Origin of the sequence: Curtobacterium sp. HSID17257 (genome assembly GCF_003989515.1) — a bacterium.
Lineage (GTDB): Bacteria > Actinomycetota > Actinomycetes > Actinomycetales > Microbacteriaceae > Curtobacterium.
Genome location: NZ_RBLU01000029.1, coordinates 1 through 22337 on the forward strand (window position 1 = coordinate 1; position 22337 = coordinate 22337).

Here is a 22337-nt window from a genome sequence, read left to right on the forward strand (position 1 = left end):
TACGCGCCGCCGTCCGGGCACTGCAGGAGCACGGCGCGGTCGACCTCGCGACCGGTGCGCTGCTGCACCTGGCGTCCATCGCGTGGGACCACAACCGGGTGGCGGTGCCCGGGGCCCCGATGCTCGAGGCCGTGCACGCGCTGGCACTGCCGGACGACGACCCGCGGGGGATCCTGCTCGCCGCGGTCACCGAGCCACTGGTGCGGGGGGACGAGGTCGTCGAACGCGTGCTCGCACGCGGACCGGTCGACCCGGACGACCCGGAGCAGGCGTGGTGGTCGGGCTACGCCCTGAACATCGCGGGCGAGTTCGTGGAGGCGCGGGAGCGGCTCGAGGTCGCCGTGGCGGGTCTGCGCGCGAGCGGTGACATCCGCGTCCTGCCCCAGGCGTTGCTCGGTGCGTCGATGAGCAACTTCCAGGCCGGTCGGCTGGAGCGGGCCCGGACCCTGGCCGAGGAAGCCGTCGTGCTCGGCCGCGACCTCGGCGACGCCGGCTTCGCGACGGCGGCGCGGGCGTGCGTCGCCTGGTTCGACGGCATCGACGGAACGGCGCCCGACCGCGAGGCGATCACGGCCGGGTCCGCGGCGGGCGCGCACGTGCTGCAGTCCAGCGTGATGCGGGCGAACCTGCAGGGCGCGACCGCGGCGGCCGCGCTGCTCGACGGACGGGCCCGCGACGCCCGGGAGGCCCTGCGCCCGCTCCTCGACGTCGACGGCGACGCGTACAACCCGAACTTCGCGGTCCTCACGACGCAGGACTACGTCGACGCGGCCGTCGCCACCGACGCCCGCGACCTGGTGGAGCTCCACGCCGCACGGCTGGCCGGGCTCCACGAGACGTGGCACGGTCCGATCCTCGTGTCGGCGCTCGGCTACACGGAGACCGCCCTGGCGCTCGCGGCCGATCCGGGGCGGGCCGTGCAAGGACTCCGGGACCGGCCGCTCCCCATGCCCTACGTGCAGGCGCGGGCGCTCCTGCACGCCGGCGACCACCTCCGTCGGGTCGGGCTGGCCCCGGAGAGCCGGCCCGTCCTGCACGAGGCACTCGCGCTGTTCGAACGCCTGCCCGCTCCGGCGTGGGCGCGGCGGACACGCGAGGTGCTGCGTGCGGCCGGTGAGCGCCTGCCGGACGCTCCACCGTCGCGAACGACCGTGCTCACGCCGCAGGAGCTGCGGATCTGCACGCTCGCGAACACCGGGCTGACCAACCGCGCGATCGCGCAGCAGCTCTTCCTGTCACCCCGGACGGTCGGGGCCCACCTGTACTCGGCCTACCGGAAGCTCGGCATCGGCGGCCGGGCGCAGCTCGGAGCGGTCCTCGACCCCGCGGCCGAGGGGCCCGGCACGGCCTGACCCCGGGCGTCAGCGGGTCGCGGGACGGAACCAGCGGATGAGTTCGCGGAGCGCCGGCAGGGAGCTGATCTGTGTGCCGTCCGCAGCGTCGAGGTCGTCGAAGGTCGTCCGGTACCCGGGAGCCTGCTCGACGTCGGTGTCCTCGGCCGGGTACCCCATCGTCCACTCCGGGAACTGCCGCTCCTCGATGAGCTCCTCGGTGAGCACCGCCACCTTGGTGTGCCGGTCGTCGTGCTTGATCGTCGCCATCTTGGTGCGCACGGCCTGGTCCGGCCCCTCGAGCAGCTGCAGGAAGTAGCCGTTCCGGAAGAGCAGCACGCCGGTGATGTCGTTCTCCGCGTTCGCCCGTCGGCTCTGCGCGAGCAGTGCGGCGAGGTCGTCGTCGCCGAGCGGTCGGGTGGCGACGCTCGAGTAGATGAGGGACAGCATCGGGTCTCCTTGGTGGGGGTCGTGCCGGGTCCGTCAGTCAACTCCGCCGCACCCGTGCGTCCGCAGGCCACCGGGGGACGACCGGACAGTGCGCCGTCGCACGGGCGCCGGGTCTGCCACCCTGGACCCGTGGACACCGTCATCGTCATCGGAGAAGCCCTGGTCGACGTGGTCGACCGCCCCGAGGGTCGCGTCGAGCACCCGGGCGGCAGCCCGATGAACGTCGCCGTCGGACTCGCCCGGCTCGGCCGGTCGGCACGACTCGTCTGCGCGCTCGGCGACGACGACCGCGGCGCCTCGATCCGGGCGCACGTCGGCGCGAGCGACGTCGAGGTCGACGCGACGCCGATCGACCGGACCTCCACCGCGGTCGCGACGATCGGCGACGACGGCGGCGCGTCCTACGAGTTCGACCTCGACTGGCGGCTCGACCCGGTGCACGTGCCGGACGGGACGCCGCTCGTGCACGTCGGCTCCATCGGTGCCGTCCTCGAACCCGGGGCACGCGCCGTGCTCGAGGCACTGCGGATCCGCCCGTCCGACGCGCTCGTCTCCGTCGACCCCAACGTCCGGCCGTCGATCACGCCCGACCGGGACGCCGTGCTCGCCACGCTCGAACCGCTGTTCGCCGAGGCCGACGTGGTCAAGCTCAGCGACGAGGACGCCGCCTGGCTCTGGCCGGACCGCAGCGTGGACCAGGTCCTCGACGGCCTGCTGGCGTCCGGGACGGCGCTCGCCGCGGTGACGCTCGGCGGTTCGGGGTGCGCGATCGCGTCCGCTCGTGCACGCGCCACGATGCCGGCGCCGCGTGTCGAGGTCGCGGACACGATCGGCGCGGGCGACTCGTTCATGGCGGGGCTGCTCGCCGGCGTGCTCGCCCGGGGATCGGCTCCGGCCGGACTCGACACGGACGAGCTCGGCCGTCTGGCGTCGCTCGCGTTGGCCTGTGCCGCGGTGACGGTGTCCCGGCCGGGCGCGGACCCGCCCACCCGGGCGGAGCTCCCCGCGGACGCCGCCGGGGTCCTGGGGGACTGACCGCTCGTCGCCCGGCCCGGTGGACCAGGCGACCGCACGACGGACGGGAGGGACGGTGCCAGCTGGCACCGTCCCTCCCGTCCGGACCGTCCTGCGGACCGTCCCCGCTAGACCAGCGCGGTGAAGGACGCGTCGCGGACGAGCAGCGTCGTCGCGTCGCCCTCGACGGCCTGGTCCGGGTCGCTCGACAGTCCGAGCGACCAGCTGCCGCCGCCCGGCTTCTCGGGCAGGGTGAACTCCACCGTGGTGTCGGACGCGTTCAGCAGCACCGCGACGGTGTCGTCCCCGCGCTGCAGCACGAGGATCACCGCGCGGTTGCCGCCGTCGGCCCAGTCGCCGTCCTCGAAGCCCTGTGCGTCGGCGCGGAGCACCTGGACCGTCGACTCCGAGTCACCGGGGGCCGTGCGGTACCACTCCGGGCGGAGTGCCTCGTGCTCCTTGCGGAACGCGATCGCCGCCGTGGTGAAGGCGAGCAGGTCCTGGTCGGCGGCCTGCCAGTCGAACCACGAGATCTCGTCGTCCTGGCAGTACGCGTTGTTGTTGCCGCCCTGCGAGCGGGCGATCTCGTCGCCGCCGAGCACCATCGGGATGCCCGCCGAGAGCATGAGCGTGCCGAGGAAGTTCCGGCGCTGGCGGTCGCGGTAGTCGTTCACCGCGCCGTCGTCGGTCGGACCCTCGATGCCGCCGTTGAACGACGTGTTGTTGCTCTCGCCGTCGTTGTTGTCCTCGCCGTTCGCCTCGTTGTGCTTCTCGGCGTACATCGTCAGGTCGGCCAGGGTGAAACCGTCGTGCGCCGTGACGAAGTTCACCGAGCACAGCGGCGAACGGCGGGAGCCCTCGTACACGTCGGGGGAGCCGAGCGTGCGCTGGACCGCGTCGCCGAGCGTGCCCTCGTCGCCGCGCCAGAACCCGCGGAGGTCGTCGCGGTACTTGCCGTTCCACTCCGACCAGTCGGCCGGGAACCCACCGACCTGGTAGCCCGCGGTGTCCCACGGCTCGGCGATCATCTTGACCTCGCGGAGCACCGGGTCCTGGTGGATGATGTCGAGGAACGCGGAGTGCTTCTCGGCCTCGCCGTCCTGGCGGGTCAGGGTCGTCGCGAGGTCGAAGCGGAAGCCGTCGACGTGCATCTCCTCGACCCAGTAGCGGAGCGAGTCGGTGATGAGCCCGAGCGCGGACGGGTGCGACACGTTGAGCGAGTTGCCCGTGCCGGTCGTGTCGAAGTAGTTCGCCTCGTCGCCCTCGACCAGGCGGTAGTACGACTGGTTGTCGATGCCCTTGAAGGACAGCGTCGGGCCCATGTGGTTGCCCTCGGCGGTGTGGTTGTAGACCACGTCCATGATGACCTCGAGCCCCGCGGCGTGCAGGGCCTTGACCATCTCCTTGAACTCGGTGACCTGCTGGCCGGCCGTGCCCGAGGACGAGTACTCGTCGTGCGGGGCGAAGAAGCCGATGCTGTTGTAGCCCCAGTAGTTGCGGAGGCCCTTGTCGGCCAGGGTCGAGTCCTGCACGAACTGGTGCGTCGGCAGCAGCTCGACCGCCGTGACCCCCAGGTCGGTCAGGTGCTTGATCGCCGCCGGGTGCGCCAGGCCCGCGTAGGTGCCGCGGATCTCCTCGGGCACGTCCGGGTGCTGCTTCGTGAAGCCCTTGACGTGCACCTCGTAGACGACCGTGTCGCGGTACGGGGTGCGGAGCAGGGTGTCCCCGTCCCAGTCGAACTCGCGGTCGGCGACGACGGACTTCGGCATGGCGCTCGCCGAGTCGGTCTCGTCGATCTGCTCGGGGTCCTCCATGTCGTGTCCGAACAGCGCCTGGCCCCACTCGTAGGAGCCGTCGACGGCGGTGGCGTAGGGGTCGAGCAGGAGCTTCGCGGCGTTGTGGCGGCGACCGTTCGCCGGGTCCCACGCGCCGTGCACGCGGAAGCCGTAGCGGGTGCCGACGGTGACGTCCGGCACGACGTCGTGGAACGTGTAGCCCGTGCGGTTGCGGAGCTCGGTGCGGTGCTCGGTGCCGTCCTCGTCGAAGCGGCAGAACTCCACGCGCTCGGCGGTGCTGGAGAAGAGGGCGACGTTGGCGCCGCCCTCGACGAGGGTGACACCGAGGGGCGTGCGGGAGGAAGAGGTCATGATGCCACTTGTAGTGGTCTGTCGCTGTGTCCTCGGGACGGGTGCGTACCCCGGCAGCCGACGGACGGACGGGAGGCTCCCCACCGGACCGGTGGGGAGCCTCCCGTCCGTCGTGTGGTCACGTGATCACGCGACCGCCGCGATCACGCGTTCGCGGTCACCTCGTCGCGGTGCGGGAGCTTCCAGCCCGGGCGCACGAAGTGGCAGGTGTACCCGGCGGGGTACTTCTCGAGGTAGTCCTGGTGCTCCTCCTCGGCCTCCCAGAAGTCGCCGGCGGGCTCGACCTCGGTGACGACCTTGCCCGGCCAGATCCCCGAGGCGTCGACGTCGGCGATGGTGTCGAGCGCGACCTGGCGCTGTTCGTCGTTCGTGAAGTAGATCGCCGAGCGGTAGCTGCGGCCGACGTCGTTGCCCTGCCGGTCCTTCGTGGACGGGTCGTGGATCTGGAAGAAGAACTCGAGCAGGTCGCGGTACGAGATCTGCGACGGGTCGAAGACGATCTCGACGGCCTCGGCGTGGTCGCCGTGGTTGCGGTAGGTGGCGTTCTGGGTGTCACCGCCCGAGTAGCCGACGCGCGTGCTGATGACACCCGGTCGGCGACGGAGGAGCTGCTGCGCTCCCCAGAAGCAGCCGCCGGCGAGGATGGCGGTCTCGGTCGTGGTCATGGTGGCCTCCTGGGGTCGTGGCGCCGCTGGCTGCGGCATCACCGGGTGCAACCCGCGTGTGGGCGCAGGTGTTCCCGGGCCTCCATCGTGCCGCGTCGACCCGGGTGCCGGCTGTCCGGAGGCGCCCCGGGAGCGGTCGGTGTCCGTGGACCGCCGCCACGCCGGAGGCCCGCGCAGGTGTCCCGGCCGTGGTCTACCATTCGAACACACGTTCGAATCGGGAGGTCGAGATGATGTTGACGCACGAGGTCGCCACGGTGTGGTGGGAGCGCGGCGTGCCGGACCGGATGGTGTGGCGTGACCGGCGCTGGCGGGTGAGCGACAGCCCGACGCGGCTGACGGCGACGGCGGAGTTCCTGCCGTCGGCGATGACCCACGCGCCGGAGCGCACGGTGGGGTGGCGCTTCCAGGTGAGCAACGAGGGTGACGCGGTCGTCGTCGACATCGTGCCGGACGGGGACGGCTGGGTGGTCGCGCGCACCTGGCTCTGAGTGCGGTCGCGGTGCCGTCCCGGTCCCGCTCCGGGCCCGTTGCGCGCCGATGTCGACGTCCCGCTCGCCCGGGTCAGGGTGCGAGCGTGACCGCCAGGCCGCGGACGAGCAGCCGGCGGGCGCGCTCGGTCGCGCCGCCGTCGGGGTCGCTCCACGCCGCCCGGCCGAGGCCGTCGACCAGAGCGAGCACGGCGTCCCCCGCCACCGCGGTCGGCTCTGCGAGCTCGACCCCGTGCCGCACGGCCCACCGGCTGATCCCGGCTGCGACCCCGTCGTGCCAGAGCGTGCGTTCCGCCGATGCGAGTCCGTCGTCGCCGTCGAGGGCGGTCCCGCTCACCGCCTCGAGCAGCCGGAACCGCTCGGGCTCCTGCCGCACCAGGTCGAGCCAGGCGCCGATCCCCGCGTCGAGTGCGCCGAGCAGGTCGTCGTGCGCGTCCGCAGCCGCGAGCACCCGGGGCAGGACGTCCCGCGCCTGCCGCTCGAGCAGCGCGACGACGAGGTTCCGTCGGGCGCCGAACACGTAGTGCACCACTCCGTGGGCGACCCCGGCCCGGTCGGCGACCGCCCGCGTCGTCAGGCCCGGCAGCCCGGACTCGCGGACGACCAGCGCGGCGGCGTCGAGGAGCTCGTCACGGCGGTCGGCGCGGCTCCGGTACCCGCGCGGGCGCTGCTCCTCGATCACACAGGCAGCGTACGGCGTGGCCCCAGGACTCCTCGGCAAGCTGGATTCGGCCAGTTGGCCAGATCCGAGAGGAGTCCCTGTGACGATCACCGTCCGCCCCGCATCCGAGTCCGAGGTCACCGCCGCCGCAGCGGTGCTGGCCGAGGCCTTCGCCGAGGATCCGGTCCTGCTCGAGTTCCGCCCGCCCCGCCCGGGCGAGGATCGCGTCGCCGTGCTCGGTGACCTGTTCGCCGCGCTCATCCGGTCGGTCCCCGCCACGTCACGCGCCCTCGACGTCGCGCTCGACGGGCAGCGGATCGTCGGGGCGGCGCTCTGGGATGCCCCGCGTCCGCACGCCGGTGCCGTCGAGGCCTTCGGCGCACGGGTCCCGACGTTCCTCCGGGTGCTCGGCGTCGGCGGTGCACTGCGTGCCGTCCGGCACCTGCGCCGCATGGACCGAGCGCGCCCCGCGGCCCCGCACTGGTACCTGGCGGAGATCGGTGTCGCTGCGGCCGCACGTGGTCGGGGCGTCGGGGGGCTCCTGCTCGAGCACGCCCTCGACCGGGTCGACCGTCGGCGGCAGGACGCCTACCTGGAGTCGTCCACGCCGCACAACCGGCGGCTCTACCGGCGGCACGGGTTCGGTGACGGCGCACCGATCACGGGGCTGGGTGCCGCTGCGCCGATCTCGATGTGGCGGCCCGCTGTCGTGTGACCGGGCGGGCGGCCCTGCTCACGGCTCCGCTCACGTCCCGTCCCGGAGCTCCTCGACCAACGATCGGACCACGTCCGCGACCAGGTCGGGCCGCTCGGTGGGGACCATGTGTCCGCTGCCGCCGGCGACCACGAGGGTGCTGTCCGACGACAGGTGCAGCATGCGGCGCTGGCCGTCCTGCCAGATGTCCTCGAGGCGTGGTCCCGTCGCGGCGTCGATGCCGGCGGCGGCGTAGTCCTGCGGCACGGCTCGGGCGATCACCCGGACGGGGAGGGTGCCGAGGTCCTGGTTGCGGAGTGCCCGTTCCGTCGGCGCGATGTGGTCCGCCTCGGCCTGCTTCGTCGCGAAGTAGGTGGGCGACGCGGTGACGTCGAGGAACTCGCGACGGCCTGCCGGCGGAACCATCCCGTCCAGCAGGACTCCTCCGCCGATCCGCAGGGCGCCGACGGCGTGGAGGGAGCGTCCGACCCACGGTGGGATCGTCCCTGCTCCGGCGCCGTCGGGCAGCAGGTGTGCGGTGCGCCGGGCGTCGTCCTCGGGACGGGCGTCGACCAGCACGAGACCGGCGACCTCTCCGGGGTGCTCCCGCACGTACTCGCGGACGTAGAGCCCGCCGAGGCTGTGTCCGACCAGGACGTAGGGCTGCGGTGCGTCGATCGCGTGGAGCGCCGTGCGGAGGTCGTCGACCACCGCGCGGGCCGTCCGCGGTCGGGGCGAGGGTTCGCTGCGTGCGATGCCGGCGCGGTCGTACGCCACCACGGTCGTCGTCGGAGCGAGCCGGTCCGTGACCGCCTCCCACCCTGATGCCGCTTCACCGCTCCCGGCTTCGAGGACGACCGTCGGCCCTCCGGTGCCGTGCTGCACCACGTGGAGCAGGCGGCCGCCCATGTCGACCATCCTGCCAGGCACCGGGTGGGACGCGCGGCCGGCTGCCGCACTGAGGTGCTCGTAGCCGGCACCGAGGAGCGGGACGATGCAGAGGAGGGCGGCGGCCACCGCCAGGGCGGCTCGGCGCCGACGTGGCCTTCTGGGTACGACTGTGTTCACAAGAGCCATGGTAGTACAAACGTGTCAACACGATCGGGTGGCGCCGTACGCGAGCCGCGCACGCGACGGACGGGAGGCGCGGTACCAGCTGGTACCGCGCCTCCCGTCCGACAGGTGGTGCCGTCGTCGGTCAGGCGACCGCGATCTCGTTCGGGACGCCCGGCAGCTCGTCGCTCGACGCGACGACCTTGCCGGTGGTGAGGTCGACCGCGTGGATCTTCCGCTCCGCAGGGTCGGTCACGTACGCGACGTCACCGGAGACCTTCAGTGCGGGGTGGGCGTCCTGCCACTCGGCCGGGCCCTCCCAGCCGTCGATGACGTCGAACGTGTCGATCGGCTCGCCGGTCTCGACGTCGAACGTGTGCAGGGCGCCGTCCGAGCCGAGGATCACGGCCTCGTCGGCGGGGCCGCGCGCGATGTCGCGGAAGGTGAAGCCGACGCCCTCGGGCATGTCGGCGACGCGGTACTCGCCCGACGCGGCGTCGATGAGCGCGACCTGGTCGAGCAGGTAGCCCTCGCTGTCCGGGTCGTCGTTGTAGTCGCCCACCGCGATCGAGCTCGTCTCGGTGGTGAACAGGTTGCCCGTGCGGCCGTACTCGGTCGGGGCGTCGATCTTCGTGAACGCACCGTCCTGGTAGACCAGGGCGCCGTCCGTGCAGCCGAAGACGGCGACCTCGTCCTTGACCGCGCCCTCACCGTGCACGCTCGGGCAGTCCTCGGAGCGGGTGAGCTCCTTGCCGTCCTCGTCGAGGGCGCGGACGCCGGAGCGCGACTCCTCGGTGCCGATCGTGGTGAGGAGCGTGCCGTCCTCGAGCACGATCGCGACGCCGTGGTGGGCGGCCTCGGACTCCGTCGTCTCGACCTCGGGCAGTGCGGCGCCGTCGAGGTCGTCGTGCTCGAAGACCGTGACGTCGCCGGTGCCGTCGGCGAAGAGCGCGGTCGTGTCGCCGTGCACGACCGCGTGACCGCCGGTGTCGGCCGGGAAGACCGCATCGGTCAGGGCCGGGTCGGCGGCGGTGTCGAGGACCTGGAAGCCCTCGGGCACGGTGACGAGGACGTGGCGGCCGTCGCCGGCGGGGTTCACGCGGGTGAAGCCGTCGATCGCGTCGTCGGCCACGACCCGCAGGTCCTGGTCGAGGGTCAGCAGGCCGCCGTCGTAGGTGAGGACGATGCGGTCGCCCTCGGCGGCGGCCGCCTTCGCGGTGCGGGTGCCCTCGGCCTCCGCGTCGGCGGGCGTGGTCGAGCAGCCGGTGAGGACGAGGGCTGCGGCGCCGAGCAGGGCTGCGGGCGCGAGCGTGGTGCGCAGGGATGTCATGACGTTCACTGTACTGATTCTCATTCTCATTACGAAACCGACAGGCCCGCGACGATCGCATCCGTGTTGGACCGCATCATCCCCAGGTAGGTCGACGCCGGGCCCTGGTCGGTCAGGGACTCGGTGGCCAGGGAACGGATCTCCACGTGCACGTCGACCTCGTCGGCGAGCACCTCGGCCAGGCGGGCGGGTTGGGAGAGGTCGGCGAAGATCGTCGGCACCCCGGCCTCGTCGATCGCCGCAGCGAGGTCGCGCAGGTCGGCGGCGCTCGGGGACGCCAGGGTCGTCCCGCTCGGGATGACGGCGCCGACGACCCGGAAGTCGTACCGGTCCGCCAGGTACCCGAACACGTGGTGGTTCGTCACGAGGGCCCGGCGCTCGTCAGGGATGCCTGCGAACGCCTCGGACATCTCGGTGTCGAGCGTGGTCAGCTCGTCGAGGTACGCGTCGGTCCCGCTCGGCTCGATGCCGTTCGCACGCAGGGCGTCGTCCAGGGCCTCGACGACGTCGACCATGCGCGCGGGATCGGTCCAGAGGTGTGGGTCGGGGCCGCTGTCGTCCTCCGTCGTCCACTCGAGTGCGTCGACGTGCTCGCCGGCCGTGAACACCGGGACGCCGTCCGACGCTGCGGCCTCGACGTGCCGGGCGACGCCCTCCTCGAGCCCGAGCCCGTTCTCGACGACGAGGTCGGCGCTCCGGAGTCGGGCGGCCTCCTGTGCGGAGACCTCGAACGAGTGCGGGTCGGCGCCCGGCGGCATGAGGACCATCACGTCGGCAGTGTCCCCGACCACCTCGGTGACGACGTCGCCGAGGATGTTCGTCGTCACCGCGACGACCGGGCGGTCCGACCCGGCGGAGGAACACCCCGCCGTGGTCCCGACGAGCCCTGCGGCGAGGGCCAGTGCGATCCCGAGCCGCGCCGGGCGCATCACAGTCCGACCTCGGCGAACGCGACGGGTGCTGCGGGCAGGTCGATCGACCGCGCGACGCGGGCACCGTCCGCGAAGTCGATCTCGTGCACCTGCTGCCCGGAGGCATCGGCGACGTAGGCCCGCTGGGCGTCGAGCTGCAGCAGCGCCTGCTCGTCGGGGTCGAGCAGCGCGTCGGTCGTGGCGACCGCTCCCGTCGATGCGGTGATCACCACCACGCGTCCCTGGTCGTCGATGCCGACGACGTGCTCGTCCTCGTCGTCGACGGCCGTCACGGCGCGCAGGGGGCGCTCGGTCTCCACCAGCCGCCAGCTGCCCTCGCGGCTGTCGAGCAGCCAGGCACCGCGGTCCCCGGCGAGCCCGGCGACCGTCGGGCGGCCCGACCGGGCGGAGAACGCCGTCGGCTGCTCGGCTCCGTCGGGCAGTGCGACAGCGGTGGTGTCGCCGGTCTCGCTGACCACGACCGCGCCGTCCGCGCAGCCGACCACGGCACCGGCACGGGTGACGATGCCGCCCGCCGGGTCGGGGCACGCGGCCTCGGTACCGGTCGACTCACCGTCGGCGTCGAGCACACGGACGCCGTCGGCGGTGCCGGCGACGAGCTGCTCGCCGAACGGCAGCAGCACGGTGGCGTCGATCCGCGCGGTCTCCTCCACGTCGCCCTGTCCGAGTGCCGCGCGGTCGAGGACCACGCCCTCGCCGCGCTCCGGCCAGGTGATCGTCGTCATCGTCTCCGACGAGTGCACCTCGACCGGCCCGCCGCCGTCGATCGAGCCCACCACGCGCGGTTCGGCTGCGTAGTAGTGCGTGTGGTCGCCGTGGTCGACGGTCCACGAACCGCCGTCGACGATCGTGGTGCGGTCCTGCGTGCTGCTGACGAGGAACCGTCCGTCGGTCGCGGAGTGCTCCGGCCCGTCGACGTCGTCGAGTGCGGTGGTCCCACCGCTCAGCAGGTCGTGCACCGTCGTCGCGCCGGTGGCGGACACGGCCAGGAGGCGCACCTGCGGCTCCTGCGCTTCGCTCGCCCCCTCGACGTAGCCGTGGGGCTTCGCGGTGGCGGTCGTGTCGTCGGCCGCCGGCTCGGTGGTGTCCCCGGTCGAGCAGGCGGTCAGGCCGAGCGCGAGGCCGGCGGTCACGGCTGCGGTGGTCAGGCGTCGCGCCGCCGCGCGACGCTTCGTGGTGGTCGTGGTGGTCGTGGTGGTCGTGGTGGTCGTGGTGGGGTTCGTCATGCTCCCTCTCGTGGTGCTGGTGCTGGTGCTGGTGTGGTCGTGGTCGTTCGCCGTCCCCGGAGCGGCACGAGGGCGGCGAGGCCACGGGAGACGACGACCCCCGCGACGGCGACGGCTGCGATGCTCGCTCCTGCGGCGGTCCCGGCGTGCCAGGAGACGAGCAGGCCGGTGGTGACGGCGGCACTGCCGATCACGGCGGCGAGGAGCATGGTCGAGCCGACCTGCCGGGTCCACGCCCGGGCCGCGGCGGCGGGGGCGAGCAGGAGCCCGACGACCAGGAGCGTCCCGACGGCCCGGTAGGAGGCGACGACGGCGAGGGTCACGAGCCCGACGAGCACGACCTCGGCCAGTCGGGGGCGGAGGCCGAGCGTCGCGGCCTTCCGGGCGTCGAACGCGGCGGCGGTGAAGGGCCGGTGGAAGACCGCGGCGAGCGCGAGGGCGAGGGCGACGGCGACCGTGAGCCCGACGAGGTCGCTCCGGGTCACGGCGAGGACGTCCCCGAACAGGATCGCGGTGATGTCGGTCGCGAAGGACCGGGACGACGACACGATGATGACCCCGAGGGCGAGCATGCCGACGAACAGCAGCCCGATCGAGGTGTCGTACGACAACCGGGCGCGACGGCGGAGTGCTCCGACGCCGACGACCATGACGCCCGCGCTGACCGCGGCGCCGAGCACGGCAGGGATCCCGGTGAGCGTGGCGACCGCGACGCCGGGGAGCATGCCGTGCGCGAGCGCCTCGCCGAGGAACGCCATGCCGCGCACGAGGACCCACGTGCCGACGACCGCGCAGAGCACCGCCGCCAGGGTGCCGCCGCCGAGGGCGCGCAGCATGAAGTCGACGGAGAACGGGTCGGTCAGCCAGGTCACGCTGGGAGACGCTACATGAAAACGACTATCGATACTGATAGCGTGCACAGGTGCTCACCACCGCCGATCCGCGCGCCCTGCAGGTCACCGGTCTCGTCCTCCGCCGGGGCGACCGCACCGTGCTCGACGGGTTCGACGCGGACTTCCCTGCCGGGGTCGTGACGGCGCTCACCGGACCGAACGGGTCCGGCAAGTCGACGCTGCTCGACGCACTCGCCGGGGTGGTGACCCTGCGCGGCGGGGCGGTGACGGGCCTCCCGGCCGGTGGTGTCGCCTACGTGACGCAGGCGGTGCCGCCCACCGAGCTCCCGCTCACCGTCCGGTCGACGGTCGCCATGGGGCGCTGGCGGGGCCGACCGTGGTGGCGCCCGCTCGGGCGCGCCGACCGTGCCGTCGTGAGCGAGCAGCTGGAGCGCATGCGGATCGCGGAGCTCGCGGACCGGCCGCTCGACGAGCTGTCCGGCGGGCAGCGCCAGCGGGCGTTCGTGGCACTCGGACTCGCGCAACGTGCTCCCGTGCTGCTCGTCGACGAGCCGACGGCGGGGGTCGACGCGGCGTCCGCCGCCCTCGTGACGGCGGCGCTCGCCGAGGAGGCCGCCGCGGGGGTCGTCGTCGTCCACGCGGCACACGACCCGGTCGCGATCGCTGCTGCGGACCGCGTGGTGGCGCTGACGTGATCTCAGAAGACCGAAGTCATTTTTTCTGAGATGATGGCGTATCTCAGAAAATCTGCTGATGGTGTTCTGACGTCCGTTCGGAGGACTGCACGTGACGACCTGGCCTGCACTCGGTCACGAGGAGCTGGAGTGGACCAGCCGGTACGCCGAAGTCGGCGTTCGCGCGGCGCGCCGTGCTGCGCTCTCGGAGCGGTACCGAGCGGCAGTCCCGCCGATGATCGCCGCGCTCCCGCTCGTCCTGGATGACGAACTCGGCGTCCTGGTCGACGAAGCAGCCACAGCGCTCGTCCGGTTCGACGGAGAGCTGGGTGCTCGCGTAGCGCCGTTCTCCTCGCTGCTGCTGCGTTCCGAGGCCGCAGCGTCGTCGCAGATCGAGCACCTGACGGCGAGTGCGCGCCAGGTGTTCACCGCGGAGATCGGTGCACCGGGGAAACGCAACGCACGGGAGATCGTCTCGAACACCCGTGCGATGCGCACCGCGGTCGAGTTGTCGGACGCGCTGACGACGGACACCGTCCTCGCGATGCACCGTGTCCTCATGGCAGACGATCCGCACCACGAAGCGGGCTGCTTCCGGCAGGAGGCCGTCTGGGTCGGAACGAGTGCCAGGAGTCCGGTGGGAGCGGACTTCGTGGCCCCGGCATGGGGGCGTGTACCGGCGCTCGTCGAGGACGTGATGAGCTTCGCGCGACGAGTGGACATCCCGAGACTCGCGCAGGTCGCCGTCGCGCACGCGCAGTTCGAGACGGTCCACCCGTTCACTGACGGCAACGGCCGGACCGGGCGGGCGCTGCTGCAGGCGATGCTCCGCTCGAACGAACTCACGCAGAACGTGACCGTCCCGGTGTCTGCGGGCTTGCTCACCGACACGGACGGCTACGTCGCAGCACTCACTGCGTACCGACGGGGTGACATCGCGCCGATCATCCGTGGGGTCTGTGACGCGGTCTTCGTCGCTGTGGCCAACGCGCGCCGACTGGTCGACGACATCGAGGAGATCAGGCGGGGCTGGTCCGGGCGGGTCACGGCGCGCCGGGACTCGGGAGTCTGGAGCGCTCTGGACGTCGTCGTGCGACAGCCGGTGCTCAACGCCACGGTGCTGGCCGCGGAGATGGGTGTCGAGCCGCGGAACGCCTACCCGCACATCCAGAAGCTGGTGGAGTCCGGCATCCTGGTGTCGAAGAACGAGTACCGCCACGGCGTGCTCTACCGGAACGACGAGATCCTGCAGGCGCTGGACGCTTTTGCAGCGCGAGCGGGGAAGCGAGGCTGATGACCGTCCTGGTCGTCGGCACACTGCTCTTGGTGGTGGGTCTCGTGAGCACGGCGATGTGCGTCATCGGGGGTGTCGTCGAGCTCGCCAGCCTTCGCAACATCAGTGCGCCCCCGCCTCGGACCTTCTCACGGATGATCACCCGGGCAACGCACTGGCAGACGATCGCACTCCCCGCCATGGGCGCGCTCCTGGCGAGCTGGCTGGTGAGCCTGTCAGCGTCCTTCGTCTTCGTCGGGCTCACGACGGATGCAGGTGGATGGCAGATCCCCGCGGGCCTCGGATTGCTCGTCATCGCCGTCGTGCTGCTCGCGGTGATCCTCGGATTCGCCCTGCGGCGGGTCGGCGATCCGGCTGATCTCCTGCGTGATCCATGGGCGATCCGTGCTGCCGCGCAAGAATCCGCAGCGGGTGTCTCTGGTTCGCTCGATCCGGACGAGCTGAGGAAGGCCCTCGACCAGTGGTCGACCATGCGATCAGCGCGATCGCTTGGTGTGACCCGGGACCTTCGATCCCCGTTCCTCGACGCAGCCTTCGAGGCTTCGCGTCGAGAGAGGAGCAGCCGACGGCGTTGTGACGCCTGGAAGCGGGCGTGCATGGTCTACCTCGCTGCGGCGGTGCGTTTGCCATGGAGCTTCGCGTGGCCCTTCGCGGGTCTGCTCGCTGCAGAGGTGGGACTCGGCATGGTGCTCGTGACGTTCGAGCTCAACTTCTGGCAAACGGCGCTGGTACTGCTGGTGCTGCTGACGGTGTCGGTGATCCCCGTCTACTTCCATGCAATCGTCTTGGGGCTACGGGCGCTTCGTCTCGATGCGCTCCACGAAAGCGCGGTCGACGAAGCCGCGGAGGCTGTAGCTGAAGCGGAAGCTGCGCGGACTGACCTCGAAAAGGATCGGGTTCGAGCGGACAGGTTCATCCTGCGGATCGGCTCGTTGAGAATCAGTACGACGCGGAAGTCTCCATCGGGGAGGGACTGAGGGTCTTCAGCGGTCCAGGGCTGCCCGCGCCGCGGCCACGACGGCCGCATCGGTGACGGTGTGCCCGGAGCCGTCGTCCCCGCTGCCCATGGACACACCCGCGTGACCGCCCGTGACCGACCGCTTGGCGGAGAGGTGCACCGCCGCGACCCCGGTCTCGAGCAGCCGTGGGACGTCCGCGGGAGTGACCCCCGCCCCCGCCATCACCTGCACGGGCCCGGCGGCGTCGACCATGCGAGCGATCGTCGCCGCACCCACCGGAGCGCTCGCGGCGCCGCCGGAGGTCAGCACCCGCGTGATGCCGAGGTCGGCGAGCCGCGCGGCCGTCGCGACCGGGTCGGCGGCGTGGTCGACCGCGCGGTGCAGGGTGACCTCGGCGTGTGCGGCGACCGAGCGGGCTGCGTCCACGAAGCGGCGCAGGATGTCCTCGTCGAGGGACCGGTCCGGGCGCAGGGCACCGACCACGACGCCCGCTGCCCCGGAGCGCAGGACGGTGCGGACCTCGTGTTCCATCAGCGCCAGCTCGTCGGCGTCGTACTCGAAGCCGCCGGGACGGCAGCGCACCAGGGCGTGTGCGGGGATCCCGGTCTCGTGCGTCGCCTCGACGAGCGCCTGCGACGGGGTGAGCCCGCCCAGCTCCAGACCGACGCAGATCTCGACGCGGTCGGCCCCGGCGTCACGGGCGACGATCGCGCCGGCCGGGGAGGTCACGGCGATCTCGAGCGCGACGGGCATCGCAGGTGCAGGGGTCACGGGGTGGCTCCGAGTGGCTCGTCCGACGGCGGCACGATGCGCGCGGACAGGTCCGGCGGCGTCGCGAACTCCCGATCGTAGGGGAAGAGCGGCCGCTCGATCCGGTGGTGCCCGAGGCGGAGCAGGTCCTGGTCGACCCCTCCCGGGGTGAGCGCCAGCATCCAGCCGGCCGCCATGTCGAACAGCTCCGGCTCGAGGTAGCCGATCTTCACGACGACGACGTCGGCCCGACGCGGGTCGAGGTCGAGCTCGGTGAAGTCGTGCTCGTGGTGGTACGGCTTGCGGAGTGTCGTGAGGATCGCGAAGACGCTGCCGACCTGCAGCACGACCTCGGTGCCGGCGTCGCGGTCGCCGTGCTTGATCGCGTGCACCCGGCCGGTCATCGTGATCGGCCCGGCGTGGACGTCGTCGACCTCGGCGCCGGCCGTCACCGTCACGGTCGCGCCGATCCCGGCTGCGACCGCCGCAGCGACGGCGGCCGGGCCGGGGACGCTCGCGTAGATGACGGTGGGGCCGTCGGGAGCGGCGAACGCCGGGTGCGCGAGCACCTGCGTGAGGCCCCAGGTCATGTCGCCGGAGCCGCCGGCGGTGGGGTTGTCGCCGGAGTCCGACACGAAGAACGGACGGGCAGCACCGGGTGCGAGCGCGGCGGCGAGGCACTCGTCGAAGGTCCCCGTCGGTGCGACGAAGGCGAAGTCCTCGCGGGCGTCCCAGAACGCGCGGGCGAGTCGTTGGGCCCCGGCGGCGACGGCGTCGGCGTCCCATCCCGTGACGACGGTGACCGCCCGGTCGCGGGGCTGGTCGGCCCAGGCGTACCCGACCCAGATCGCGGCGTCGAGGACGCCGTCCTCCTGCTCGACCTCCGGCACCTGCGCGTAGATCGACGCCGCGGGCTCGATGCGGGTCGACGTCTGCTCGCCCGGCAGCAGGACCGGGATCGGGATCCACGCCTTGACCGGGCGCTGCGATCCGACCGGCCTCGTGGTGAGCACGTCGACGAGGTTCCGGACCGCGCGCTCCTTCGTCTCGAGGGCGTCCTCGTGCGGGGCCATCCGGTAGCAGGTGACCAGGTCGACCTGGTGCGCGAGCTCCCGCGTGACGTTGCCGTGCAGGTCCATCGACGCCGAGACGATCACGTCCGGGCCGACCACCGCACGGATGCGGTGCAGCAGGTCGGTCTCGGCGTCGTCGAGCCCCTCGACCACCATCGCGCCGTGGATGTCGTACCAGAGGCCGTCGACGGGTCCGATCTCCGTCAGGCGCGCGACGATCTCGTCGGCGAGTTCCTCGTACGCCTGCCGGGCGACGACCCCGCCGGGCAGCGCGTGGCCGATGAGCGCCCCGCGGAAGTCGGCCGAGTCCCCGTACGACGCCAGGAACGGGTACCGCGCCACGACCTCGTCGCCGCGGTCCGGGTGGAAGGCGGGCGCGAGGGTACGGGTCGGAGTGAACGTCGACGTCTCGATCGCGAGGCCGGCGATCGCGATCACCGGACGACGGCGGGCGGGGGTCTCAGACACGGGTGCTCCTGTTCCTGGCGGCGGACTGCGGGATGGGGGTGGACAGCGCCTCGAGCGAGGCCGCGAGCCCGCGTTGCAGGGCGAACTGCCCCGCCCCCACGAGTCCGGCGTCCGCACCGAGCGACACCGGCTCGATCGCGAGGTGCTGGGTCATGAGCGGGTGGCAGCTCTCGTACAGCTGGCTCCGCACGGCGGCGATGAACGGGTCGAGGGTCGACAGGATGCCGCCGAGGTACACGGCGTCCGGGTTGAAGAAGTTGACGTTGGCAGCCAGGACCTCGCCCAGGTGTCGGCCGGCCATCCGCACCGCACGGGTCGTCTCCGGGTGCGCGTCCGAGGCGAGTCGGACGACGTCCGCGGTCGAGGCCACGTCGACCCCCGCCGACGACAGGACCCGGACCAGGGCGGCGCCGGACGCGACGGTCTCCAGGCAACCGGTGTTGCCGCACGAGCACGGGGTGTCGCCGGCAGCGTCGATCCGGACGTGCGTGATGTCCCCCGCGGACCCGGTCGACCCGCGGTAGAGGCGGCCGTCGATCACGATGCCCGCACCGATGGCGGACCCGGCCTTGATGGTGATGGTCTGCCTGCGGGCCGGGTCCCGCACGGTCTGCTCGCCCGCCGCCATGCAGTTCGCGTCGTTGTCCACGACGGCGGCCAGACCGAAGCGCTCGGAGAGCCAGTCGACCACCGGGAACCCGTTCCAGCCGGGCATCCGGCTCGGCAGGTCGACGACACCGGCCTCGACGTCCACCGGGCCGGGGAGGCTGACGCCGACGCCGCGGAGGCCGTCGCGGCCGCGGTCGTCCGCGAGCTGCTCGAGCAGACCGGCCAGGCGGCCGAGGCCGGCGGTCGGGCCGTCGGCGAGTGCGAAGGGGACCGTCGCGACGGACTCGAGTGCGCCTCCCGGCAGCACCACGCCGATGCGCACGTGCTCGCCGCCGACGTCCGCGGCGACGGCGTACTCGTCGGCACCCCCGATGCGGAGCACCTTGCGCGGGCGCCCGCCCGTGGAGACGTCGGTGCCCTCCTCCGCGAGGAGCCCGTGCCGCAGCAGCTGACCGACGACGTGCGACACCGTCGAGGGCGCGGCAGCGAGGAGCTCGGCGATCTCGGTACGACTCGACGCCTGCCCGGTGGCCACGAGCTCGAGGACGCGAGCGCTCAGGTCCGGCACGACTTCCTCCAATCCCGACGGGAAGCGGCATCCAGCCCCCGTCCACCGCGACGATACGGGCGCTCCGCGCGCAGAACGCTTTCGTGCATTCGGCAGAAACACACTATTTACACGGAGATGTTTGTTTTTCCAATGCGCCTGGTCCTTGACTGTCCCCGTGCCGCCGGCACCCGTGCTCCACCCTCCCGACGTTCCACACACAAGGAGACACCGCATGTCCAAGCCCCGTCGCTGGGCGCTCCTCACCGGAGCCGCGATCGCCGTGAGCGCCCTGCTCGCCGGATGCTCCGGCGGCGGCAACGCCTCCACCGGTTCCGGATCCGACGAGATCAACTACGCACTCCCCGCCAACTTCACGCCGAACTGGATCCTGCCGATCGGCACCGCGGCGCACCTCAACACCAACAACGGCTCGATCGCGCAGTCGCTGTACGAACCCCTCGTCGCCTACGACGGTTCCACGGGCAAGATCGCCTGGAACAAGGCCGGCTCGGTGGCGACCGCGGCGGACTTCGCGAAGGACGGCACGAGCGTCACCGTGACGCTCGGCGACCGGCACTGGTCGGACGGCAAGCCGATCACGAGCCGCGACGTCGCGTTCTGGTTCAACCTGGTCAAGGCGAACAAGGACCAGTGGGGCTCGTACTCCGCGGGCAAGGCGCCGGACAACTGGACGTCGTTCGAGACCATCGACGACACCCACTTCAGGATCACCTTCGACAAGGCGTACAACCCGGACTGGATGCTCGCGAACCAGCTGAGCCACATCATCCCGCTCCCGCAGCACGCCTGGGACAAGACGAGCGCGGACGCGGAGGTGAGCGACGCCGACGAGAGCACGGACGGCGCGAAGCAGGTCTGGAAGTACCTCAACACCGCCGCGGGCAAGATCGCCGACTACGCGACCGACGACCTCTGGAAGACCATCTCCGGCCCGTACGGCGTCGAGTCGTTCACCACGGCGGGCAAGGTCACCCTGACGGCGAACACGAAGTACGACGGTGGCGAGAAGGCGAACATCGCCACGGTCAACCTGCTGCCGTTCACGACCGCCGACGCCGAGGTCAACGCGGTCCGGTCGGGCGAGGTCGACTACGGCTACATCAACGCCACCGACATGGACCAGAAGGACTCGTTCACGGGCAAGGGCTACGAGGTCGAGCCGTGGACCGGTTGGGCGATCACGTACATGCCGTACAACTTCAACAACCCGGACATGGGCGCCGTCTTCAAGCAGCTGTACGCCCGTCAGGCCGTGCAGATGTCGATCGACCAGACCGCGCTGTCGAAGGTCGTCTTCAACGGCACCGCCACCTCGACCTACGGTCCCGTCCCGCAGGCGCAGGAGTCCGACTTCGTGTCCGAGGTGCAGAAGGACAACCCGTACCCGTTCAGCACCGCGAAGGCGAAGGAACTGCTCACCAGCCACGGCTGGACGAAGCAGGGCGACACCATGGTCTGCACGGATCCGGGCACCTCCGGCAGCCAGTGCGGCGACGGGGTGGCGAAGGGCACGAAGTTCACCATGCAGGTGCTCTCGCAGTCCGGCTCGACGGTGACGGACAACATGATGAGCGCGATCCAGTCGTCGCTGGCGAAGACCGGCATCGGCTTCACCATCAAGACCGCGCCCGTCTCGAGCGTGCTGTCGCAGACCCCGACCTGCACGAGCGACGAGGCGTCCTGCGACTGGGACCTCTCCTTCTTCGGCACCGCCGGCAGCTGGTACTTCCCGGCCTACCCGACCGGGGAGTCGCTGTTCCAGACCGGCGGTTCGGCGAACTTCGGCTCGTACTCGAACGAGGAGGTCGACTCCCTGATCGACGCGACCACCACCTCGACCGACCCGACCACGGTGCAGGACTACAGTGCCGCGGTCGCGAAGGACCTGCCCGTCATCTGGCTCCCGAGCCCGGACTACCAGATCTCGGTCGTCAAGCAGGGCCTGACCGGGTTCGACCAGGACTCCCTCGCCAACTTCCACCCGGCCCAGTGGAAGTGGTCGAAGTAGCACGGTGACCCGCCCGGGAGGCGCGGTGCGCGTCCGACGCGCACCGTGCCTCCCGGATCCCCACGCAAGCATCCGAACGACGGAAGCCGCATGACCACAGCTCTGTACCTCCTCCGACGCGTCCTGCAGGCGCTCGCGGTGATCCTGATCGTCACGATCGTCGTCTTCTGCCTGCTGCACGCCCTGCCGGGCGGCCCCGCCCGCGGTGTGCTCGGCGTCTCCGCGACGCCCGCGCAGATCGCCACCTTCAACCAGGCGCAGGGGCTCGACCAGCCGCTGCCCGTGCAGTACGTCCGGTTCCTCGGGCGGCTCCTCTCCGGGGACCTCGGCACCTCCTACACGCTCAACGAACCCGTCGGGCAGCTCATCGTCGAGCGCCTGCCGAAGACGCTCGTGCTCACCGGGCTGTCCGCCGTGCTCGGACTCCTCGTCGCGATCCCGGTCGGCATGCTGCAGGCCGCTCGCCGCAACGGCGCGGTCGACTACACGGCGACCGCACTCGCGTTCGTCTTCTACTCGACGCCGGCGTTCTTCCTCGGCCTGGTCCTCATCGTCGTGTTCAGTCAGCAGCTGCCGTGGCTGCCGTCACAGGCGCCGAGCGGTACCACCCTGGCCGAGGTGTTCCAGGACCCGGCGGGCCTCGTCCTGCCCGTCCTGACCGGAGCCCTCGCGATGATCGCCGTGTTCAGCCGGTACATGCGGGCGGCGACGCTCGAGAACCTGCAGGAGGACTACGTGCGCACCGCGCGGGCCGGTGGGTCGTCGACCGCGGCGATCCTCCGACGACACGTGTTCCGGAACTCGCTCACTCCGGTGGTGGCGATGCTCGGGTACTACCTGCCCGTGCTCTTCGGCGGCGCGCTCGTCACCGAGCAGCTCTTCAACTACCCCGGCATGGGTCTGCTGTTCTGGAACGCGGCCCAGTCCTCGGACTACCCGACGTTGCTCGGCTGCGTGCTCGTGATCTCGATCGCGACGGTCGTCGGCACGCTGCTGGCCGACGTCGCGCAGTCGCTCATCGATCCTCGTGTGAAGGCAGGTCGCGCATGACCGTCGCAGTCGTCATCGATCCGTACCGACACC

General features: G+C 71.9%; 21 protein-coding genes. 9 read left to right on the forward strand and 12 right to left on the reverse strand.

The window, feature by feature from the left end; translation table 11 throughout:
* On the forward strand, positions 1-1352 hold a 1352-nt coding region (locus D8M35_RS06755), incomplete at its 5' end, for a LuxR C-terminal-related transcriptional regulator (protein ID WP_148113338.1).
* Positions 1353-1361: 9 nt separating this feature from the next.
* Here D8M35_RS06755 and D8M35_RS06760 read toward each other — a convergent pair.
* Entirely contained in the window at positions 1362-1781 is a 420-nt protein-coding gene (locus tag D8M35_RS06760; RefSeq protein ID WP_126891152.1) for a BLUF domain-containing protein, read from the reverse strand.
* A 129-nt stretch (positions 1782-1910) separates the two neighbouring features.
* Here D8M35_RS06760 and D8M35_RS06765 point away from each other — a divergent pair, with 129 nt between their 5' ends.
* Positions 1911-2816 carry a carbohydrate kinase gene (locus D8M35_RS06765; RefSeq protein ID WP_126891153.1) on the forward strand — a complete coding sequence of 302 codons (906 nt, stop codon included), beginning with the start codon at positions 1911-1913 and terminating at the stop codon, positions 2814-2816.
* Between the two features lie 107 nt (positions 2817-2923).
* Here D8M35_RS06765 and glgX read toward each other — a convergent pair whose 3' ends face one another.
* Positions 2924-4942 (reverse strand): glycogen debranching protein GlgX, encoded by a 2019-nt coding sequence (glgX, locus tag D8M35_RS06770; RefSeq protein WP_126891154.1) that lies wholly within the window; start codon positions 4940-4942, stop codon positions 2924-2926.
* 143 nt (positions 4943-5085) lie between these two features.
* Positions 5086-5607, reverse strand: a complete 522-nt coding sequence (msrA, locus tag D8M35_RS06775) for a peptide-methionine (S)-S-oxide reductase MsrA (RefSeq protein WP_126891155.1) — start codon at positions 5605-5607, stop codon at positions 5086-5088.
* A gap of 230 nt (positions 5608-5837) precedes the next feature.
* Between msrA and D8M35_RS06780 the strand changes: the two genes are divergently transcribed.
* Positions 5838-6098 carry a hypothetical protein gene (locus tag D8M35_RS06780; protein ID WP_126891156.1) on the forward strand — a complete coding sequence of 87 codons (261 nt, stop codon included), beginning with the start codon at positions 5838-5840 and terminating at the stop codon, positions 6096-6098.
* A 73-nt stretch (positions 6099-6171) separates the two neighbouring features.
* On the opposite strand, the gene D8M35_RS06785 is transcribed toward D8M35_RS06780, so the two are convergent.
* Complete coding sequence (locus D8M35_RS06785) at positions 6172-6780, reverse strand: TetR/AcrR family transcriptional regulator (RefSeq protein WP_161972614.1); 609 nt, start codon at positions 6778-6780, stop codon at positions 6172-6174.
* 79 nt (positions 6781-6859) lie between these two features.
* Between D8M35_RS06785 and D8M35_RS06790 the strand changes: the two genes are divergently transcribed.
* Positions 6860-7474 (forward strand): N-acetyltransferase, encoded by a 615-nt coding sequence (locus D8M35_RS06790; RefSeq protein WP_238638127.1) that lies wholly within the window; start codon positions 6860-6862, stop codon positions 7472-7474.
* A 30-nt stretch (positions 7475-7504) separates the two neighbouring features.
* Here D8M35_RS06790 and D8M35_RS06795 read toward each other — a convergent pair whose 3' ends face one another.
* The 5 genes from D8M35_RS06795 to aztB form a co-directional block, all read right to left on the reverse strand.
* Positions 7505-8470, reverse strand: coding sequence for an alpha/beta fold hydrolase (locus tag D8M35_RS06795; protein WP_202976536.1), 966 nt, complete (start codon positions 8468-8470; stop codon positions 7505-7507).
* A 181-nt stretch (positions 8471-8651) separates the two neighbouring features.
* Complete coding sequence (locus tag D8M35_RS06800) at positions 8652-9836, reverse strand: hypothetical protein (protein WP_238638128.1); 1185 nt, start codon at positions 9834-9836, stop codon at positions 8652-8654.
* 29 nt (positions 9837-9865) lie between these two features.
* Entirely contained in the window at positions 9866-10765 is a 900-nt protein-coding gene (locus D8M35_RS06805; RefSeq protein ID WP_126891160.1) for a metal ABC transporter substrate-binding protein, read from the reverse strand.
* Positions 10765-11994, reverse strand: a complete 1230-nt coding sequence (locus D8M35_RS16360) for an ABC transporter (protein ID WP_153257433.1) — start codon at positions 11992-11994, stop codon at positions 10765-10767. The genes D8M35_RS06805 and D8M35_RS16360 overlap by 1 nt, the downstream gene beginning before the upstream one ends.
* Complete coding sequence (gene aztB, locus D8M35_RS06815) at positions 11991-12866, reverse strand: zinc ABC transporter permease AztB (protein WP_126891161.1); 876 nt, start codon at positions 12864-12866, stop codon at positions 11991-11993. Before aztB ends, D8M35_RS16360 begins: the two co-directional genes overlap by 4 nt.
* A 50-nt stretch (positions 12867-12916) precedes the next feature.
* Here aztB and D8M35_RS06820 point away from each other — a divergent pair, with 50 nt between their 5' ends.
* The 3 genes from D8M35_RS06820 to D8M35_RS06830 all read left to right on the forward strand — a co-directional run bounded on the left by D8M35_RS06820 (position 12917) and on the right by D8M35_RS06830 (position 15793).
* Entirely contained in the window at positions 12917-13543 is a 627-nt protein-coding gene (locus tag D8M35_RS06820; RefSeq protein ID WP_238638129.1) for a metal ABC transporter ATP-binding protein, read from the forward strand.
* Positions 13544-13634: 91 nt separating this feature from the next.
* The gene (locus D8M35_RS06825; RefSeq protein ID WP_202976537.1) at positions 13635-14816 is read left to right on the forward strand and encodes a Fic family protein; all 1182 of its coding nucleotides are present in this window, start codon (positions 13635-13637) and stop codon (positions 14814-14816) included.
* Positions 14816-15793: a hypothetical protein gene (locus D8M35_RS06830; RefSeq protein ID WP_126891163.1), complete on the forward strand. Its 978-nt coding sequence runs from the start codon at positions 14816-14818 to the stop codon at positions 15791-15793. Before D8M35_RS06825 ends, D8M35_RS06830 begins: the two co-directional genes overlap by 1 nt.
* Before the next feature lie 6 nt (positions 15794-15799).
* Here D8M35_RS06830 and D8M35_RS06835 read toward each other — a convergent pair whose 3' ends face one another.
* The 3 genes from D8M35_RS06835 to D8M35_RS06845 are packed head-to-tail and all read right to left on the reverse strand — an operon-like array spanning position 15800 to position 19243.
* Complete coding sequence (locus D8M35_RS06835; RefSeq protein ID WP_342342913.1) at positions 15800-16546, reverse strand: copper homeostasis protein CutC; 747 nt, start codon at positions 16544-16546, stop codon at positions 15800-15802.
* A complete protein-coding gene (locus tag D8M35_RS06840; protein ID WP_126891164.1) occupies positions 16543-18066 on the reverse strand; it encodes a M81 family metallopeptidase in 1524 nt (507 codons plus the stop codon). The genes D8M35_RS06835 and D8M35_RS06840 overlap by 4 nt, the downstream gene beginning before the upstream one ends.
* Complete coding sequence (locus D8M35_RS06845; RefSeq protein ID WP_126891165.1) at positions 18059-19243, reverse strand: ROK family protein; 1185 nt, start codon at positions 19241-19243, stop codon at positions 18059-18061. Before D8M35_RS06845 ends, D8M35_RS06840 begins: the two co-directional genes overlap by 8 nt.
* A 214-nt stretch (positions 19244-19457) precedes the next feature.
* Between D8M35_RS06845 and D8M35_RS06850 the strand changes: the two genes are divergently transcribed.
* Both D8M35_RS06850 and D8M35_RS06855 read left to right on the forward strand, forming a co-directional pair.
* Positions 19458-21254 carry a peptide ABC transporter substrate-binding protein gene (locus D8M35_RS06850; RefSeq protein ID WP_126891166.1) on the forward strand — a complete coding sequence of 599 codons (1797 nt, stop codon included), beginning with the start codon at positions 19458-19460 and terminating at the stop codon, positions 21252-21254.
* Between the two features lie 90 nt (positions 21255-21344).
* Entirely contained in the window at positions 21345-22304 is a 960-nt protein-coding gene (locus D8M35_RS06855) for an ABC transporter permease (protein WP_126891167.1), read from the forward strand.
* The last annotated feature ends 33 nt before the right edge of the window (positions 22305-22337 follow it).

What these genes read in the sequence shown, in the direction of transcription:
- D8M35_RS06800 (WP_238638128.1), bottom strand. Translation starts at nt 9,836, where the DNA reads ATGACATCCCTGCGCACCACGCTCGCGCCCGCAGCCCTGCTCGGCGCC.
- D8M35_RS06855 (WP_126891167.1), top strand. Translation starts at nt 21,345, where the DNA reads ATGACCACAGCTCTGTACCTCCTCCGACGCGTCCTGCAGGCGCTCGCG.
- D8M35_RS06760 (WP_126891152.1), bottom strand. Translation starts at nt 1,781, where the DNA reads ATGCTGTCCCTCATCTACTCGAGCGTCGCCACCCGACCGCTCGGCGAC.
- D8M35_RS06780 (WP_126891156.1), top strand. Translation starts at nt 5,838, where the DNA reads ATGATGTTGACGCACGAGGTCGCCACGGTGTGGTGGGAGCGCGGCGTG.
- D8M35_RS06830 (WP_126891163.1), top strand. Translation starts at nt 14,816, where the DNA reads ATGACCGTCCTGGTCGTCGGCACACTGCTCTTGGTGGTGGGTCTCGTG.
- D8M35_RS06850 (WP_126891166.1), top strand. Translation starts at nt 19,458, where the DNA reads ATGTCCAAGCCCCGTCGCTGGGCGCTCCTCACCGGAGCCGCGATCGCC.
- D8M35_RS06805 (WP_126891160.1), bottom strand. Translation starts at nt 10,765, where the DNA reads ATGCGCCCGGCGCGGCTCGGGATCGCACTGGCCCTCGCCGCAGGGCTC.
- glgX (WP_126891154.1), bottom strand. Translation starts at nt 4,942, where the DNA reads ATGACCTCTTCCTCCCGCACGCCCCTCGGTGTCACCCTCGTCGAGGGC.
- D8M35_RS16360 (WP_153257433.1), bottom strand. Translation starts at nt 11,994, where the DNA reads ATGACGAACCCCACCACGACCACCACGACCACCACGACCACCACGACC.
- msrA (WP_126891155.1), bottom strand. Translation starts at nt 5,607, where the DNA reads ATGACCACGACCGAGACCGCCATCCTCGCCGGCGGCTGCTTCTGGGGA.